Source organism: Cutibacterium sp. LaCa_89 (genome assembly GCF_058177555.1).
In genome coordinates this window covers 242,646-259,691 of the sequence record NZ_CP190889.1, presented here as the reverse complement: position 1 = coordinate 259,691, position 17,046 = coordinate 242,646, and the positions used below count along the sequence as shown (strand labels likewise).

Annotated in this window: 12 protein-coding genes; 11 read left to right on the top strand and 1 reads right to left on the bottom strand. The window is 62.6% G+C overall.

Going from position 1 to position 17,046, the window contains the following annotated elements; all coding sequences use genetic code 11:
- Nucleotides 1–452: 452 nt before the first annotated feature.
- The 5 genes from ACP8LP_RS01080 (at nucleotide 453) to treZ (ending at nucleotide 7,365) form a co-directional block, all read left to right on the top strand.
- Nucleotides 453–1,142 carry a hypothetical protein gene (locus ACP8LP_RS01080; RefSeq protein ID WP_016666818.1) on the top strand — a complete coding sequence of 230 codons (690 nt, stop codon included), beginning with the start codon at nucleotides 453–455 and terminating at the stop codon, nucleotides 1,140–1,142.
- 116 nt (nucleotides 1,143–1,258) lie between these two features.
- On the top strand, nucleotides 1,259–1,861 hold the full coding sequence (locus ACP8LP_RS01075; protein WP_252906047.1) for a hypothetical protein: 603 nt from the start codon (nucleotides 1,259–1,261) through the stop codon (nucleotides 1,859–1,861).
- A 183-nt stretch (nucleotides 1,862–2,044) separates the two neighbouring features.
- The gene (locus tag ACP8LP_RS01070; RefSeq protein WP_016666816.1) at nucleotides 2,045–3,007 is read left to right on the top strand and encodes a phosphotransferase; all 963 of its coding nucleotides are present in this window, start codon (nucleotides 2,045–2,047) and stop codon (nucleotides 3,005–3,007) included.
- Nucleotides 3,008–3,079: 72 nt separating this feature from the next.
- Complete coding sequence (gene treY / locus ACP8LP_RS01065) at nucleotides 3,080–5,614, top strand: malto-oligosyltrehalose synthase (RefSeq protein ID WP_484483223.1); 2,535 nt, start codon at nucleotides 3,080–3,082, stop codon at nucleotides 5,612–5,614.
- Entirely contained in the window at nucleotides 5,614–7,365 is a 1,752-nt protein-coding gene (gene treZ / locus ACP8LP_RS01060) for a malto-oligosyltrehalose trehalohydrolase (RefSeq protein ID WP_484483222.1), read from the top strand. The genes treY and treZ overlap by 1 nt, the downstream gene beginning before the upstream one ends.
- A gap of 209 nt (nucleotides 7,366–7,574) precedes the next feature.
- Here the strand turns inward: treZ and ACP8LP_RS01055 are convergent, their stop codons facing one another.
- Nucleotides 7,575–8,321, bottom strand: a complete 747-nt coding sequence (locus tag ACP8LP_RS01055) for a twin-arginine translocation signal domain-containing protein (RefSeq protein ID WP_484483221.1) — start codon at nucleotides 8,319–8,321, stop codon at nucleotides 7,575–7,577.
- A 549-nt stretch (nucleotides 8,322–8,870) separates the two neighbouring features.
- On the opposite strand from ACP8LP_RS01055, the gene ACP8LP_RS01050 reads away from it, so the two are divergent.
- The 6 genes from ACP8LP_RS01050 to ACP8LP_RS01025 all read left to right on the top strand — a co-directional run bounded on the left by ACP8LP_RS01050 (nucleotide 8,871) and on the right by ACP8LP_RS01025 (nucleotide 17,045).
- On the top strand, nucleotides 8,871–10,253 hold the full coding sequence (locus ACP8LP_RS01050) for a sugar transferase (RefSeq protein WP_484483220.1): 1,383 nt from the start codon (nucleotides 8,871–8,873) through the stop codon (nucleotides 10,251–10,253).
- On the top strand, nucleotides 10,253–10,750 hold the full coding sequence (locus tag ACP8LP_RS01045) for a hypothetical protein (RefSeq protein WP_004810344.1): 498 nt from the start codon (nucleotides 10,253–10,255) through the stop codon (nucleotides 10,748–10,750). Before ACP8LP_RS01050 ends, ACP8LP_RS01045 begins: the two co-directional genes overlap by 1 nt.
- Before the next feature lie 115 nt (nucleotides 10,751–10,865).
- Nucleotides 10,866–11,549: an acylneuraminate cytidylyltransferase family protein gene (locus ACP8LP_RS01040; protein WP_004810342.1), complete on the top strand. Its 684-nt coding sequence runs from the start codon at nucleotides 10,866–10,868 to the stop codon at nucleotides 11,547–11,549.
- 41 nt (nucleotides 11,550–11,590) lie between these two features.
- Nucleotides 11,591–13,855, top strand: a complete 2,265-nt coding sequence (locus ACP8LP_RS01035) for an N-acetylneuraminate synthase family protein (protein WP_004810341.1) — start codon at nucleotides 11,591–11,593, stop codon at nucleotides 13,853–13,855.
- Nucleotides 13,855–14,898, top strand: a complete 1,044-nt coding sequence (locus tag ACP8LP_RS01030) for a glycosyltransferase family 4 protein (protein WP_435933511.1) — start codon at nucleotides 13,855–13,857, stop codon at nucleotides 14,896–14,898. The genes ACP8LP_RS01035 and ACP8LP_RS01030 overlap by 1 nt, the downstream gene beginning before the upstream one ends.
- Nucleotides 14,895–17,045, top strand: a complete 2,151-nt coding sequence (locus ACP8LP_RS01025) for a glycosyltransferase family 4 protein (protein WP_484483219.1) — start codon at nucleotides 14,895–14,897, stop codon at nucleotides 17,043–17,045. The genes ACP8LP_RS01030 and ACP8LP_RS01025 overlap by 4 nt, the downstream gene beginning before the upstream one ends.
- The last annotated feature ends 1 nt before the right edge of the window (nucleotide 17,046 follow it).

Below are 17,046 nucleotides of genomic sequence, written 5' to 3'. Positions count from 1 at the left end.
TCCAATGAATTCATTGAAGATCTTGTGGCACAGCCACTAGGATCTGGCGCAGAATATATTTCTGATTCTGTCATCAACCACAAGAAGTTCACCATGACCGGCCTCATGACAGCTAACACAGCAAGCGTTTTTTCGGCTCTTCTGCCGGGTTCTACACGGCTGGCTGTACGTCTCAGTGTTCCCACGCGAAGCACAGTGTCTACCGCCGCCCATCCTCAGCTTCACCGGTTCGCCCGGCATTTGGGGGAGGCGCCCCGCGAGGCAGCCTGGTCGGCAGCGGGTAACGTCACCAGAGACTGTCTGTCAAGCCTGATGGACCATGAAGACATTAGCCCCAGTACCATTATTCAGAATGGCGCCGAAACAACTGGGGAGTCCATCAACGCCGGATTCTCCGGTGCACATGCCGAGAACTGGACCGTCCCCCACCTACACCACACAGGCCGATGAATATGAACGTTGAACCCCGCTACCTCGCAGCAGACATGGACAACCCACCCCTCCAATACGAGGAAGAAGGCATCTACGGCATCGCCCGCATGGAACGCCGCATGAGCCACAACCCACACCACCCCCGAGTCTTCTCCCTCGCCTACCTCATGCTCCCCGTATTCCTACCCCTGACAGCCGGCCTCACATGGGGTTTCATTTCGATGCTGATCGACAACAGCGACGGCATCCGAGACAGCTTCTCCGGATGGGCCGTCGCAATCGGAGCCCTCACCGCAGCATACATACCCATATCCCAAGGACTCTGGCTCCACCCCGGAGTCGACCACGACAAAGTCTGGACCCGATTCGGACCCTTCCACCGCGAAATCCGATTCACCGACATCACCCGACTCGACATCGGCGTAGAACACTACAAAGTCTGGGCCGGAAAAACCAAAATTAACATCGGATACGACCGATTCGACTACGCCCTATTCCACATACGCCTCCTCGAAGAACTCCACCACCGCAAACTCCGACTCCCCGACGCCGACATCACCGACCCCAACTGGGAAAACCACGCCCAAACCTGGCGCAACGTCCTCGCCGCCGACGCATGGCTCGACCACCGCGACTTCTACGACACCCACCCCCAACACCTCGCACAACTCAACACCCTCATCGGCCCACCCGACCACTACGACGACTAACAGATCTGTCACGCAGGAGGCGCCTTGCCTCGTACAAAAGGATGACCATGACCGCCGAACCCCTCACATTCTCCCAACCATGGGCCTCGCAGCCCTGGGGCCAGCCTGACACTTCCATGCCTGATGACACGTCGGCCCAGGATCCGGCCAGCCCCCAGCACCTGCGTCCCCCACGAAAATGGCTGAAGTGGGGACTCATCATCGCCGTCATCACCACGCCCTTCATGTGGCGCGTCATTGCCAAACCCATCAGTCACCCCATTCTCACAACCTGCTGTCAGTTAGCCGTCACGCTTCCCGGCTACATCATGATCTTCTACCGCCTGCTGTATCGGACCCACATCGATGACGACACCATCGCCGTTCACATCGGCATCTTCCGTCGCAAAGTCGACGCCCATCGCATCACGAAGCTGGCCATCACACCCAACTGCTACGTCATCACCGACGAGTCGGGGCACCGGGTGCGTGTGAACCATCGAGCTCACGACGTCGACCGGGCAGTCCTCCACCTTCTGGTCACTCTCCACACCCGACCCATCGACCTTCCCGAAGGCTCCCCCGACCATCCCGATTGGCCCACCTGGGCCCAACACTGGCGCAACATCTTCGCGACCGCCATCTACGACAACCACACCAGCTACTACGCCACGCACCCTGACGCCTTGGCCCAGCTCAACACCCTCGTCCGACCACCGGCGCAAGGCTGGGCATACTGAGCTGAGGCAACCGGGGCCGCAGTGGCGATTCATTCGTCTCGCGCGCTGGCCTCGGTTGATGTCCGTGCCTTCTCAGTCGTCGTTTTGTCGGCTGGCTGCCACCGCTCGACGCAGCTGTACCGTCACCTCCACAACGACCGCGCCGTGAACTACCGTAAGGGGCAGGGTCATGAGGAGGCGTCCATGAAACCGTCACGAGTCCGCTGGGATCAATTACCCGGCTCAGTTCACCACAGAGTCGCTGAAATCCTCGGGTCCCCAGTTTCCGTCGATACCCTCCAAACCCACGGCACCACCCCTGGGGTGGCATCGCGCGTCGTCACCGCTGACGGTTCCCACGCGTTCGTCAAGGTTGGTCACTGCGCCATCAATGAGGACATTCCCGGCCTCAACCGTCGCGAGGCCACCCTGCTGTCCCTGCTCCCCGACACTGCACCATCCCCGCGCCTACTCGGCCGCATCGACGTTGACGGCTGGGTAGGCCTGGTCACCTCAGACATCGAGGGCCCCCACCCCCAGCTTCCCTGGTCCGACGAGGACATCGACACCGCCTTGGCGAGCCTGTCCCGCTTGGCCGAGGTGACGGCTGGTTTCTTCCAGCCGTGGGAGTCGTTCTCGGCACGCCTGCACAACACACCATCTGTGTGGGAAGAATTCATGACCGACGCTCCAGCTGACCTCGACCCTTGGCTCATTGAGCGCCTGCCCGACCTCGCCGGGCGGGTCGAGCGACTCACCCGTCACGCCAACGGCGACACCGTCATCCACGGTGCCGTCCGATCCGACAACGTGCTGCTACGCACTGACGGAGCAGTCCTCGTCGATTGGTCCCACGCTCTGATCGGCCCTGCGTGGGTCGATGCCGCTGGGCTCATCGTCGACATCATTCACACTGATCCCATTGACGCCCCGCGGTGGAATCGCGCCGACGCCCTCGTCAAACACGTCGCAGCCGAGTTCTCCCCGTCCACTCATGGCGAACCAGCCGTCGAACCCATCGTCGACCTTCTCGTCGCCGTCTTAGGGATCTCAGAGCGCGAATGCCGCAAGCCTGACCCCGCTGGAATGCCGCAACTTCGCGAATTCCAGCGCGAGCGGGCGAGCAGGCTGCGCGCCTGGTTGTGGGCCTCCGAACATCTCGCGTGATCGCCGAACAACCCCTCAGTTCAGAACACGGAAGGGCTCCGATCTGTCGGAGAGCCCCTTTAAGGTGGGGATGTGACGACTTCCACTCCCCCGTCCGCCGCACCCGCCTCAACGTACCGTCTGCAATTCAACAGGGACTTCACCTTCGCTGACGCCCTCGGCCAGATCGACCACCTGGCCGCCCTGGGCGTCAGCCATCTGTTCTGCTCCCCCATTTTGCAGGCCGCACCTGGTTCCACCCATGGCTACGACGTCGTGGACCACACCCGCATCTCCCATGAATGCGGTGGCGAGGACGACTTCCGTCGACTCTGCGAGACGGCCCATCAGGCTGGACTGGGCATCGTCGTCGACGTCGTCCCGAACCACATGGCGGTACCGACCCCGCTGTGGCACAACTCGGCGCTGTGGAGTGTGCTGCGCAACGGCCCTTCCTCCCCGTACGCAACCTGGTTCGACGTCGACGTCTCGAAGTCCCTGTCGATCCTCATGGCCATCCTCGGTGATCGCATCGGCACGGAACTGACAGCCGGCACCGTCCACGTCGAGACCCGGGACATCCCGGACCAGGACGGCACCACCCATCCCGAGGACGTCGTCGTCTATCACGACCATGTCTTCCCGGTACGTCCCGGCACCGAGTCCATGCCGCTGGCCGAACTGCTCGACCAGCAGTGGTACCGGCTGGCGAGCTGGAAGGTCGCCACCGAGGAGCTCAACTACCGCCGCTTCTTCAATGTCGACACTCTGGCAGCTATCCGCGTCGAGGATGACGACGTTTTTGCCACCTCCCATGCCAAACTGCTGCAGCTCTACCGTGACGGGCTCATCGACGGGTTCCGCATCGATCACCCGGACGGTCTGGCCAACCCACGCACATACCTGGCGGATCTGCAACGAGCCACCGATGGCGCATGGGTTGTCGTCGAGAAAATCCTGGAACCCTCCGAGACCCTCTCCGCCGAACTTCCGTGCGCAGGAACAACGGGTTATGACTCCTTGCTGCGCGTTGACGGGCTGTTCATCGACCCGGCCGGACTGGTACCCCTGAGCACGCTCTACGACCGTATCTGCGCTGACGACGATTCGAGGGCATCCTTCCCCGCCGAGCTGAACAAGGCCAAACGGGAAATCCTTGACGACATGCTCGTCACCGAACTCAACCGGCTGGCCAATGTTGCCATGGACATTTGCGCCTCCGACATCATGCTGCGTGACCACACCCGCCGTCAGCTCACTCGGGCAATCACCGAACTGTTGGTGGCCATGGACCGGTACCGCGCTTACCTGGAACCGGGCCGAGTTCCTGGGCCCTGCGAGATCAAGGTCGTCGAAACGGCGGCTGATTTGGCTCGTCTGGAGTTGTCCGAAGAGGAGCACGACACCCTCGAACTGATCGTCGACATGGTGTGCGGACGCCTTGGGCCCTCGAGTGACCCGGTGGCACAAGCCAGCCGGGATGAGTTCATGGTCCGTTTCGCCCAGACCTGCGGGCCAGTGATGGCCAAGGCCAAGGAGGACACCGCCTTCTACCGCTACACCCGCTTCACCGCGGTCAACGAGGTGGGCTGTGACCCAGAACTGGCCGGGATCTCGGTCGATGACTTCCACGACTTCGCGACCAATCTGGGCGAGAAATTCCCGACGACGATGACAACCCTGTCAACCCACGACACCAAGCGGTCGACCGACGTCCGCGCCCGCCTGGCCAGCCTGACGGAGTTCCCGCGCGAGTGGGAGCAGACGGTTGCGGCCCTGGAGAGCGTCACCGCTGACCAGCGTTCGGAGTTGCTCGACGGGGCGACGATCAACTTGCTGTGGCAGACCCTGGCGGGGACGTGGCGGCTTCCCGGGACCGCCGCTGGCTCCGAGCCGATCAGTGCGGACAGGCTGGTCTCCTACCTGACGAAGGCGGTACGCGAGGCCAAGTCCCACACCACCTGGACCCATCCCGACGAGGACTACGAGTCGGCGCTGACGGATCTGGCGAAGTTCTGTCTGAGTGACGAGTCGGTGGCTGAGGCGCTCGACGAATTCACCGAGACGACTCAGACGGCGGTCCGTGCGGCGATCCTTGGACGCGTTCTGGTGCAGTTGACGATGCCTGGGGTGCCCGACACCTACCAGGGCTGTGAGGTCGTCGATCTGTCCTTGGTGGACCCGGACAACCGTCGCCCGGTCGATCATGACCGGTCAGCTCGGCTGCTCAAGGTGGTGGCGTCCAATGGCCTTGACGCTGTGGCTGACGAGGATCGTCTGGATGCCGAGAAGTTGCTGGTGGTCCATCGAGCCCTGGACGTTCGCCGTCGCCGTGCCAACGCCTTCCGTGGTGAGCCTGCGAGCTACCGCCCGGTCGCGACGACCACCGGTCACGCGGTCGCTTTCGCCCGCGGAATTGACGATGAGCCCCCGACGGTCATCACCGTCGCCACCCGCCTGGCTGGAGCTCTGGAGGGGCGTGGCGGCTGGGCCGGCCACCAGGTCGTGCTGCCCGAGGGGACGTTCACTGATGTCATCACCGGGAAGACGATTGAGGGAGGCATGGTGAAGCTCGCCGATCTGCTGGACGAGATGCCAGTTGCGCTGCTGGTCGAGGAGGAGAGGTGATGACGAATCAGTTGACGGTCTGGGCCCCCGCTGTCACGAAGGTTCAGACCCTTCTCGATGGAGACCTCCTGAACATGACCCGAGCCGGGGGCTGGTGGACACTCCCCCGACCAGTGAAGGCCGGTCAGCGCTACCAGTTCGTCCTGGACGGCGGGGACCCGCTGCCCGATCCACGCAGCCGGTACCAGCCCGAGGGGGTCGACGGACCGTCGCAGGTGTACATCCCGAGCAAGCCGGCCCCCTGGGAGGGCATGGATCTCAAGGGACGAGTGCTCTATGAGATGCACATCGGCACCTTCACCGAGCAGGGCACCTTCACCGCCGCCATCGATCGCCTCGACGACCTCGTCGAACTCGGGGTGGAGGCCGTCGAGGTCATGCCAGTCGCCCAGATTCCCGGCACTCGCGGCTGGGGATACGACGGGGTGGATCTGTACGCCACCCAGAACACCTACGGCGGCCCGGCCAGCTTCCAGCAGTTCATCGACGCTGCCCATGCCAAGGGACTCGGGGTCATCCTCGACGTCGTCTACAACCACCTCGGACCGGAGGGGAACTACCTGGCCGAGTTCGGCCCCTACTTCAATCACCATCACCCGACCCCGTGGGGCGACGCAGTGAATTTCGACGGGAACGACAACCTGCCAGTCCGCCAATTCGTCATCGACAACGCTCACCAGTGGCTGGTGGAGTACGGGGTCGATGGGCTCCGTCTGGATGCCGTCCATGCCCTCGTCGATGACTCCGAGACCCATATCCTCGCCGAGTTGTCCACAAAAGTCGCCGAGTGGTCCACGCAGATCGGCCGTCCGCTGACCCTCATCGCCGAGTCTGACCTCAACCAGGCCGACATGGTCACTCCCGTCGGTGTCACCGAGGCGGCTCGCGGCATGACGATGCAGTGGGACGACGACATCCACCACAGTCTGCATGCCTTCTTCACTGGGGAGACTGACGGCTATTACTCCGACTTCGGGAGCGCCGAGACGCTGGCCAAGGCCTTGGCCAGCGTCTTCGTCCACGACGGCGGCTGGTCGTCGTTCCGGGAGCAGAACTGGGGAGCCCCGGTTGACGTCAGCAGTGCTTCCTACGACGCTACGTCTTTCGTGAGCTTCATCCAGGATCACGATCAGATCGGCAATCGCGCCGTCGGAGACCGTCTGGGCCACAACGGAGCCGACCCGAATCTTCAAGCGGCAGCCGCCGCACTGTACCTACTGGGGCCTTTCACTCCCATGATCTTCATGGGCGAGGAATGGGCGGCCTCAACCCCATTCCCATTCTTCAGCGACCTGGGCCCTGATCTTGGCCCCTTGATCACTGCTGGACGCCGTCAAGAATTCCAGAAGATGGCGTGGCACGGGGCCATCCCAGACCCTCAAGCCATGATGACCTTCCGGTCAGCGCGACTGAAGTGGGATGAGCGTCACGACCCAGAACACGCACGGATGCTCGACTGGTACCGCACTCTGCTAGGGATCCGCGCATCACTTCCACCCCACGTCGCTCATAGCCTGACGGCCACGACGATGACCGTGATCTCCCCCGATGCCGTCGTCATGAGGCGTCCCGGTGTCATCGTCGTGGCGAATCGAAGCGATGCTCCTGTCACGGTCGCGGGTCTGGTTGACGATCCAGCCCACACTGTGGCGAGGGGAAGCTGCGACGTCGAAGACAGCTCGCTCACCCTGCGTGGCCCAGGGTGCGTCGTCCAGACTGATCTGGGGATCCATGCCCAGTGGGCAGTGTGAGCTCACCCTGTGACGCCGAGGCGCAGAACCACATCCCAGCTCAGCGGGCAAAGCCATCATCGCCATGCGCGAGCTTTACCTGTACTGAGCGAATCTCTTCAGCCGCAACGACAGGACAAAGACAGAAAGACGAGGGCATCCCTCGTCTTTCTGGCACCAATTCTCATATCCGGGGCCATCCCCGATCAATGATGTCGGCCTGATGCTTCTCACACCTCGCAGCCGCAGGGATCCTTCGACCAGCGGATGGTACTAAGAGCAATCTGCTGGTAATTATGAATTTTGCCCTCGAGAGTGTCCTCATTCAAGTACAGGATGGAGAACCGATTGATCGGGCCCTTGATCTTGATGAGCACGGTCCCCTTGGTGTCGTGGTCCATATTCCACTCATGCGATTTGTCAAGCCGCTTGTGCTCGAAAGGAGACTCGACCTTGACACGATTACTTCCGTTGCCAGTGACGTGCAGGTACCCTGGCTCAAGAGGGGACGCCGTGATCGGTGCACCATCAGCTGTAACGGTCACAGAATCCCGATAGTGATCTTGCTTGCCTGAGCCCTGTGAATCGATGTCATGAAGCAAGAACTGCACACAACTGGCTGGGCCAGGGAAGTCAACATGCAGCAAACTACCAGCAGTGCCGTCACCATTCTGAGCGATGGCAATCAGTTCGGAGACCCAAGGGTAATCACTCTTAACCTTGACAAGCCCCCGCGGGTCAATGATGTCGCCATCCAAATTGGATGCATAGGCACCGCCGGTGGTAATTTTCGCACCCGGGCGTGCTTCCCTTCGTGCCACCAGCTCGGGGGTAACGAAGCTCTTCTCCCAATGCGCCCCCGTGTACACGCAGTCCTGGCTGGCAGCTACCGAGGGCAGCGCAGTCGAGGCAGTTACTGCAGGCACAGCCCACGCCGCACCCTTGACCACATTACGCCGACTCAGGTTGTTGTTCATTTCTCTCCCCACGAATGCGAGATAACGCTGATGAGATCAGATGGGTGTCGGACTCGACGCACCACGTAACTGAAAGAATCTTCACATGGCCGTTTCGTGACTGTCAAGTCACGTGCTCAGTGACAGCTGCTGGCCGCTAGCTTACTGCACACGAAACTGGTAGCCGAACTCTCCATCGGACCCCTCATGAGGGAACACCCCGTTGACACTATCACCCCTCAGACCAGCTACACACAGACCTGAAGCCTGGTCCTGATGCGCGCGGCGCACGGCCTCAGCCTTCAAGCAGAGTTGTGGAAAATCGACATATGATGATGATCAGCAGCCAGGTGATACTCTGCGCCTGAGAGGAATTGTGCTGCCAGCAGCACATGACACCCCGAACGGTGTGCCCATCACGAATCCCGTCCACAGCATCAGAGAGGAGATTCTTGGCTGATGTCATCACCGAGCCTCCTCCCTCCCAAACACGCAGTCGCTCCGCATCCAGCCGGTAGTCCCCGTCCACGACAGCGACACCACAGCCGAGACAATCTTGGTCAGTACCGGGTGCGCATCGTCGTTGCCGACTTCATCATCATCGCCTTGGCGTCGTTCATCGCAGTGCGAGCACGAACGGCAATGACTATGTTCCCAAAGAACACCGACGTGCAGGACAATGTCCTTCCATGGTCCGGGGGGATCATTTTCGCATGGTTGGTCATCATGGGACTCGTCGGCGCGTACCGGACAAAATACTTGGATTCAGGCGCGGCGCAGTACCGCGCCGTTTTTGAGGCTTCGGCCATCACAGCTGCCTTGCTCGGCGTCTCAGCGTACCTGTTCATGTATCCACTGCCCCGTGGATTCTACTTTCTACTGTTCCTCTTCAGCATTCCCGCGCTGCTCCTCGAACGGTTCTTCATGAGGCGCTGGTTGCACCACGAAAGACGCCGCGGCCGGTTCCGCAGCAGCATCATCATCGCCGGTGACTGCACTCATATTGACGATCTGGCCAAAGTACTCCAGCGTGAGAAATGGCTGGGGTATGACATCGTTGGCGTATTAACCCGTGGGCAAGAAAGGTGTCACAATGTCAACGTGCCAGTCCTGGGGACGCCTGAGGATGTCGTGGCCGCGTGCCAATACACTCGCGCTGCGGCGGTGATTTTCACCGAAGGATCATTCTCGCGGTCCTACCAGTTCAATCGGCTGGCCCGCACTCTCGAGAGCCAAGACACCGAACTAATCATCATTCCCGCTCTCTCCGACATCTCCACACAGCGCATGCATATCCGCCCAGTGGCCGGCCTGCCTCTGGTGCATATCGAGAAGCCTCAGGCCGAACGTGCAAGTGGCTGGTTCAAGAGGACCTTCGACATCATCGGATCGCTGCTTCTACTCATTCTCACCTCCCCGATTGTCCTTCTCGCTGCTATCGCCATCAAACATGAGGATGGCGGTCCTGTGTTCTACAAGCAACGTCGAGTCGGACGCAAAGGCCGAGTCTTCGAGTGCTACAAACTGCGCTCGATGGTTGTCAACGCCGACGAGATCAAGGCCAAGATGCTGGCCGACAAGAACGAGTCCGACGGTGTCCTGTTCAAGATGAAGGACGACCCTCGAATCACCAAGTGCGGAAAATTCCACCGACGCTACTCCATTGACGAGATTCCCCAGTTCTACAACGTGCTGCGTGGCGACATGTCGCTGGTGGGACCGCGCCCCGCTCTCGAGAACGAGGTCGCCGCTTACGAGTCTCACGTTCGCAGGCGCCTGGACGTTCGTCCCGGCGTCACGGGTCTGTGGCAGGTGTCCGGTCGCTCCGACTTGTCCTGGGAGGACACCGTTCGACTGGACCTCTACTACGTGGACAACTGGTCGGTACTGCAGGACATCACTATCCTCGCGAAGACATTCAGCGCAGTCTTCACCTCCTCGGGGGCGTACTGATGGTCCCTCGAACCCAGCAGGTCGCACGGGCCCTGACATGGTTCTACCTTCTCATCGCCGCGGTCGGGGTCGTCGTACCCATGGGAGTTCGAATTGGGACCCTGAAATGGCGGATCGGCTACCGCCTCACCGGCGGAGTCACACCTATCGGGGCACGCCCGCTTACCGGCGACCAAGTTGCCATGGTCGGCGATCACACCCTCAACGTTGTCATGCTTCTGCCCCTGACCCTGCTAGCCACCCTCGGCTGGCCGACAGTGCGCTGGTGGGTGTGGGGCATCGCCGCCACGATCATTGGCATCTGCTCCGAATCATTCCAATACGCCCTGCCCCAGCTGGGGCGTCGTCCTCTCATCTCCAATGCCTTTGAGAACGCCGCCGGCGGCTGGTTAGGGGCAGGTATCGCCGCTGGTCTGCAACGGGGGCTCAGCCACCAATCGCACTCACCGTCTCATCCGCCCCATCGCAAATCATCCGAGAGGTATACACGCCAGTGAACATTGTCATCACGGGAGAGGCCGGGTTCATCGGCCAGTATGTGACTCGTCGGCTGCACGGTCATGATCTCATCGTCCGCCTCGTATCAGAAACTAGCACCGCGCAGGAGGTGCGATGAGTCCGACAACCCTCGCGATTATCCCTGCCAGGGGTGGGTCCAAAGGGATCCCCCGAAAGAACCTCAAGGACTTGGCCGGGAAACCCCTGTTGGCATGGACGATCGAGCAGGCCCTCGCCACCCCCGGCCTTGACGTGTACGTGTCGACCGAGGACGCCGAGATCGCTGCAGTCTCCCGCACGGCTGGCGCCGGGGTCATTGAGCGCCCCGACGAGCTGGCCCAGGACACCACCGCGACCGAGCCGGTCGTTGAGCACGCCATTGACGTCCTCACTGAGCAGGGCCACCGCCCTGACCAGGTGATGCTCTTGCAAGCCACCTCCCCGCTTCGTCTTCCCGACACGATGGGGCGCGCCTTGAGACAGTTCGCATCCTCCGGCGCCGATTCCATGGTGGGCGTCGTTCCCGAGCCGATCTTCATCTGGCAGAAGGAACCGAAGGTCGTCGCACACTACCCATACCAGAACCGTCCACGTCGCCAAGACATGACACCTGACCAGTTGCGTTACCGCGAGACCGGCTCGCTCTACCTGACGAAAACCGAGGTCTACCAGAACAACCACAACCGTCTCGGCGGCCGCATTGAGTTGTTCGTGATGGATCCGGTCGAGGGAATCGACATTGATTCCCCACATGATTTCGACATCGCCGCCACCGAGCTTCGACGCCTCGCACGCTAAACCTCACCGATCCCCAATCCCAGAGAAGGTTATCCGCGCCCATGATCGTCAACCGTCAGACCACACCCTTCGCCGTCTTTGGTGAGGACACCATCCTCACCGCATTGACAAAGATCACCGACAACAAGTCGGGCATCGTCTTCTGCGTCGATGAACACGGCATCCTCACCGGGTCCTTCTCCGACGGCGACTTCCGCCGCTGGATCACCTCCGAACCAGACGGCGACATGACGACGCCGGTGCAGGCAGCTGCCAATCGTGAGTGCATCCATGCACCTCTCGATGCCGATGCTTCGACCATTTCCCAACTCTTTCGCCCCGGCGTGGAGGTGATCCCCCTCGTTGACGAGCGTGGCCATCTCACGGCGGTCACCACTGAGGGTGCCGCCGAGATGACCATCGGTCGTCACACCATTGGCGATGGCCACCCTTGTCTTCTCATTGCTGAGATCGGCAATAACCACCAAGGTGACGTCGCGTTGGCCAAGCACCTCGTCGACCTTGCCAAGGAGGCCGGGGCCGACGCCGTCAAGTTCCAGCTGCGCGACTTGAATGCTCTCTACCGTCAAGCCGACGGTGCCACCGCGGGCGAGGATCTCGGCGCTCAGTACACCCTCAACCTCCTGTCCCGGTTCTCGCTGAGCCCCGAGCAGATGATCGATGTCTTCGACCATTGCAAAGCCGTCGACATTGACGCTTTCTGCACGCCGTGGGACCTCCCCAGTCTCACAGTGCTGGCCGACTACGGCGTCCCAGCCCTCAAGATCGCCAGTGCTGACATGACAAACCACTCCCTGCTACGGGCCTGTGCCGCTGAGCACCTGCCGATGCTGATGTCGACGGGCATGTCGACCGAGGACGAGATCCTCGGATCAGTCGACGTTCTGCGCAGCGCCGGGGCTCAATTCGCTCTGCTGCAATGCCAGTCGACGTACCCAGCACCCTTCAAGGACGTCAACCTGCGTTACATGGACCGCCTCGCTGCCCTGGGTAACTGCCCAGTGGGTTATTCCGGGCACGAACGTGGTTATCATGTGCCGATTGCCGCAGTAGCACGCGGTGCCCACATCATCGAGAAACACTTCACCATCGACAAGACCCTCGAGGGCAATGATCACCAGGTCTCCCTGCTCCCCGACGAGTTCGCGGAGATGGTCGACCGCATCCGCGAGGTCGAGCTGGCGCTCGGCTCCGACAAGGCCCGCTCGGTGTCGACCGGCGAGATGATGAACCGCGCCAACCTCGCCAAGTCCTTGGTGTCCACCCGAGCCCTGCACAACGGCGAGGTCATCACCCGGGACGCCGTGGCCGTCAAGTCCCCAGGCCGCGGGCTGCAGCCCAACCACCTCGACGAGCTGGTCGGTCGCACCATGCGTCGCGACATCGACGCCGGTGACTTCTTCTATGACACCGACCTGACCGACGCCGTCGCCCAGGGTCGCAACTACACCTTCCGTCGCCCGTGGGGCCTGCCGGTGCGCTACCACGACGCCCGCAAGCTGCTGTCCCACTCCGAGACCAACCCAAATTTCCTAGAGTTCCACCTGTCCTACAAGGACGTGGAGATGACGGCCGAGCAGATCGCCGAGGCCTTCGAGCACCGCAAGTTCGACGGGATGACCTACACCGTCCACTGCCCCGACCTCTACGCCGGCGACTTCATCATCAACCTGGCCTCCCCCGACGAGGACATCTGGGAGCGCTCGATCGCCGAGGTCCAGAAGGTCATCCAGATCGCCCGTGACCTCGACACGTGGTTCGACGCCGAGGAGCCCCCGGTCGTCATCTGCACCATGGGCGGGTTCACCAAGGACGCCTTCGTGGCCCCCGAGGAGCGTCCGGCCATGTACGCCCGGATCGCCCAGGCCCTCGATCGGATCGACGAGGACGGGGTCCGTCTGACCTCGCAGACCCTGCCGCCCTACCCGTGGCTCATGGGTGGACAGCAGCACCACAACCTGTTCATGGGTCTCGACGACACCGTCGAGTTCTGCAACCAGTACGGACGTCGTCTCACCCTCGACCTGTCCCACTCCAAGTTGGCCGCCAACTTCAACAAGATCCCGTTCAGCGAGTACATCGCCGAACTGGCACCGCTCAGCGACCACCTGCACATCGTCGACGCCGAGGGGGTCGACGGCGAGGGCCCGCAGATCGGTGAGGGCGAGATCGACTGGCCGGTGACTGCCAAACAGCTAGACGAGCTGGCCCCCGAGGTCACCTTCATCCCGGAGATCTGGCAGGGCCACGTCAACAACGGTGAGGGATTCTGGACGGCCCTCGAGCGCCTGGAGCAGTGGTTTTGATGAACCGACCGACCGCCCTGTGGGTGTCCCCGGTGAGCAGCCTCGCCGGGGTGGCCCGACATGTCCTCGACGTCGCTCAGGTCGGGATTCCCGGCTGGCGGATGGTCGTCTCATGCCCCTCCGGCCCTCTCGCCGACAGGCTCCGGGAGATGGACGTCGAGGTCGTCGACCTTCCCGTCGAGACCGGGACCGCGGTCCGATCCTTGCGCGCGACGATTCAGCAACTCGGGCCTGACATCGTCCACTCCCACCTGGCCAAGGCCGATTTTCTGGCAACGATGGCCTCGGTGGGCACCGGAGTCAAGCTCGTGTCCACCGAACACACCATCCCGACGGACCGGTTCATGTACCACTCGAACCGTGCCTCAGCCGTCACCATGGAGACTGCACACCGTCTCCGGCTAACCCGGTTCTCCAGGGTCATCGCGGTGTCCGCGGCCACCGAACGCGAGATGCGTCGCCAGTGGCACACCAAGGTACCGATCACGGTCATACTCAACGGTGTCGACCGTCCCGCCACCCTGCCGTCCCGCGAGCCCGGTCTGAGGCTGCTGTCCCTGGCGCGGCTGTCGAAGGAGAAGAACATCTCCGCGACGATTCGCGCCTTCGAGCACATCACCCGTGAGCATCCGGAGGCGACCCTGACGGTGGCTGGGACCGGGAGTGAGGAAGCCTCTCTCAAGACCCTGACGCGCCGCTTGGGCCTCGATGACAAGGTGAGCTTCCCCGGCTTCGTCCGTCCCGGCGAGCCGATGACCAACCATGACGTCATCGTTCAGCCCTCAAAGTCGGACAACTGCTCCTACACCCTGCTCGACGCCCTCGCGCAGGGAATGGGCGTGGCCGCGAGCCCGGTTGGCGGCAATCCCGAGATCCTTCCTCCCCGGTGCATCGCCGAGGCCGATGATGTCGAAGCGCTGGCGGAAGTGGCCATCCGACAGGGACTCCGCCTGGACAACCGCCCCACCCTGACCGATGCCATTCCCACCGTGGCGGGCATGACGGAGGGCATCTCTGAGGTCTACCGAGAGGTTGTGGGATGACCACATTCACCATCGCCTCCAACCAGGGGACCATGGGCGGCGGTGAGGTCATGATGTTCGCCATCGCCGAGGCCGCCCGTGAATTGGGACGCGACGTCACCATCGTTGCACCCCAGACTCCCGGCGACGTTGTTGCGGAAGCCCGCAAGCGGGGTTTCCGGGTCATCGCCATCCACGGCGACACCACCGGGAAGTACCTGGAGAATCTGCGTCGCTGGGACGCGAGTGAGCGCACCGGGCTGCTGTGGTGCAACGGGCTGCGCCCGGCCTTCGCCACCTCGGGGCACCCCGACCGGGTCGTCCACCTGCACCAACGCCCACTCGGAAAGCTGCGCGCCCTGGCTGTCGTGGCCCGTCATGGGACCCTGGCAACGGTCGTCCCCTCGGCATCGATGGCAGAGGCGATCTCCGACGCCCGGGTGATGTGGAATTGGAATCCCCCAGCACGCCACCGTGCTCCTCGCCCGGTGGAGGGCACCGTCACAGTCGGATTCCTCGGTCGACTGTCATCCGACAAGGGGGTCCCGCGACTGTGCGAGGCGATGGCCGAGTTGAAGCGCCGGCACCCTGGGCGATTCAGGCTACTGCTGGCCGGGGAATCCCGGTTCGTCGACCCGGCCGACGCCCAACTCGTCGCCCGTCGCATCGCGAGTCTGGGCGACCTCGTCGACCACCGCGGCTGGATGGACCGTGACGAGTTCTTCTCCTCAGTCGATCTCTCGGTCTTCCCATCTGTATGGCCCGAGCCCTTCGGCCTTGTCGTCTCCGAGGCAATGTCGGCGCGCTGCCCCTTCGTCCTCACCGATGCCGGGGCACTGCAGGAGGTCGCCGGCCCCGATCATCCCTTCGTGGCGCGAGCGGACGACGCCACCAGCCTGGCCGATGCCATCGAGAGGGCCGCCGAGGGCTACAACAAGGGTCTCCTGGACGCAGCTCACGACCGCTGGCAGGAGAACTTCTCCCCCGAGGCCGGACGCACCCGTCTCGCGGAGATCCTGGCTGACGTCGATCCGGAGCCCGACCAGGGCGCCCCGCACGTCGCCATCGCCCACGACTACCTCACGCAACGAGGTGGTGCAGAACGTGTCGTCACCCAGTTCGCCAGAATGTTCCCGGAGGCCCCGATCATCACATCGGTGTATGAATCGGACCTCACCTACCCTGAGTTCTCCACTCATGAGGTCATCACCTCTCCGCTGAACAGGATCGGATGGCTCCGTCGCCACTTTCGAGCCGGTCTTCCGCTCTACGACTGGGCCTTCGACCACACCGAGGTGCCGGCGGGGACGGACACCGTTCTCGTCTCGACGACCGGTTTCGCGCACGGGGTCAAGACCCCACCGAACTGCCGGAAGGTGGTCTACTGCCACTCCCCCGCCCGTTTCCTCTACCTGGTCGACGACTACCTCGGCGGACAGTGGTGGCGTTCACCCAAGGGGATCGTGCTCAAGGCCCTCACCCCGCCGCTACGACGTTGGGATCGCAGGGCCGCCGCGTCCGCGGACGAGTACCTGTGTAACTCGACCGTGGTTCGCGACCGTATCCGTGACGTGTACGGGATAGAGGCAGCAGTCGTGCATCCGCCGTACTCCCTGGATCCCACCGGCCCCCAGGAGCCACTACCGGGACTGGATCATCCCTCCTTCTTCCTGGTGGTCAGCCGCCTCATGCCCTACAAGAATGTCGACATCGTGCTGAATGCCTTCGTGGATCTGCCCGATGAGCATCTGGTCGTCGTCGGGTCAGGGCCATTGCGCGATGAATTGCACGATCTCGCCCCGGCCAACGTATCCTTCTTCGAGGGCATCAGTGACGCCCAGTTGAGGTGGGCCTACGCCCACGCGTCGGCGGTCATCGCGCCGAGCAAGGAGGACTTCGGGTTGACGCCCGTGGAGGGCTTCGCCTTCGGAACCCCCTGCCTGGCCCTACATGCCGGCGGCTATCTGGACACCATCGTGGACGGCGTCTCCGGACGATTCTTCGACTCCGCAACCCCCGAAGCCGTGACGCAGGCCGTGCGCCAGTTCCGCGAGAACCCTCTCGAGGAGCGCACCGTACTGGAGCACGCGGGGAAGTTCTCCCCAGAGACCTTCGCGAGGGCCATCGTGGCCCACGTCGAATTCTCCTCCGACAGCCAGAAGGATTAAG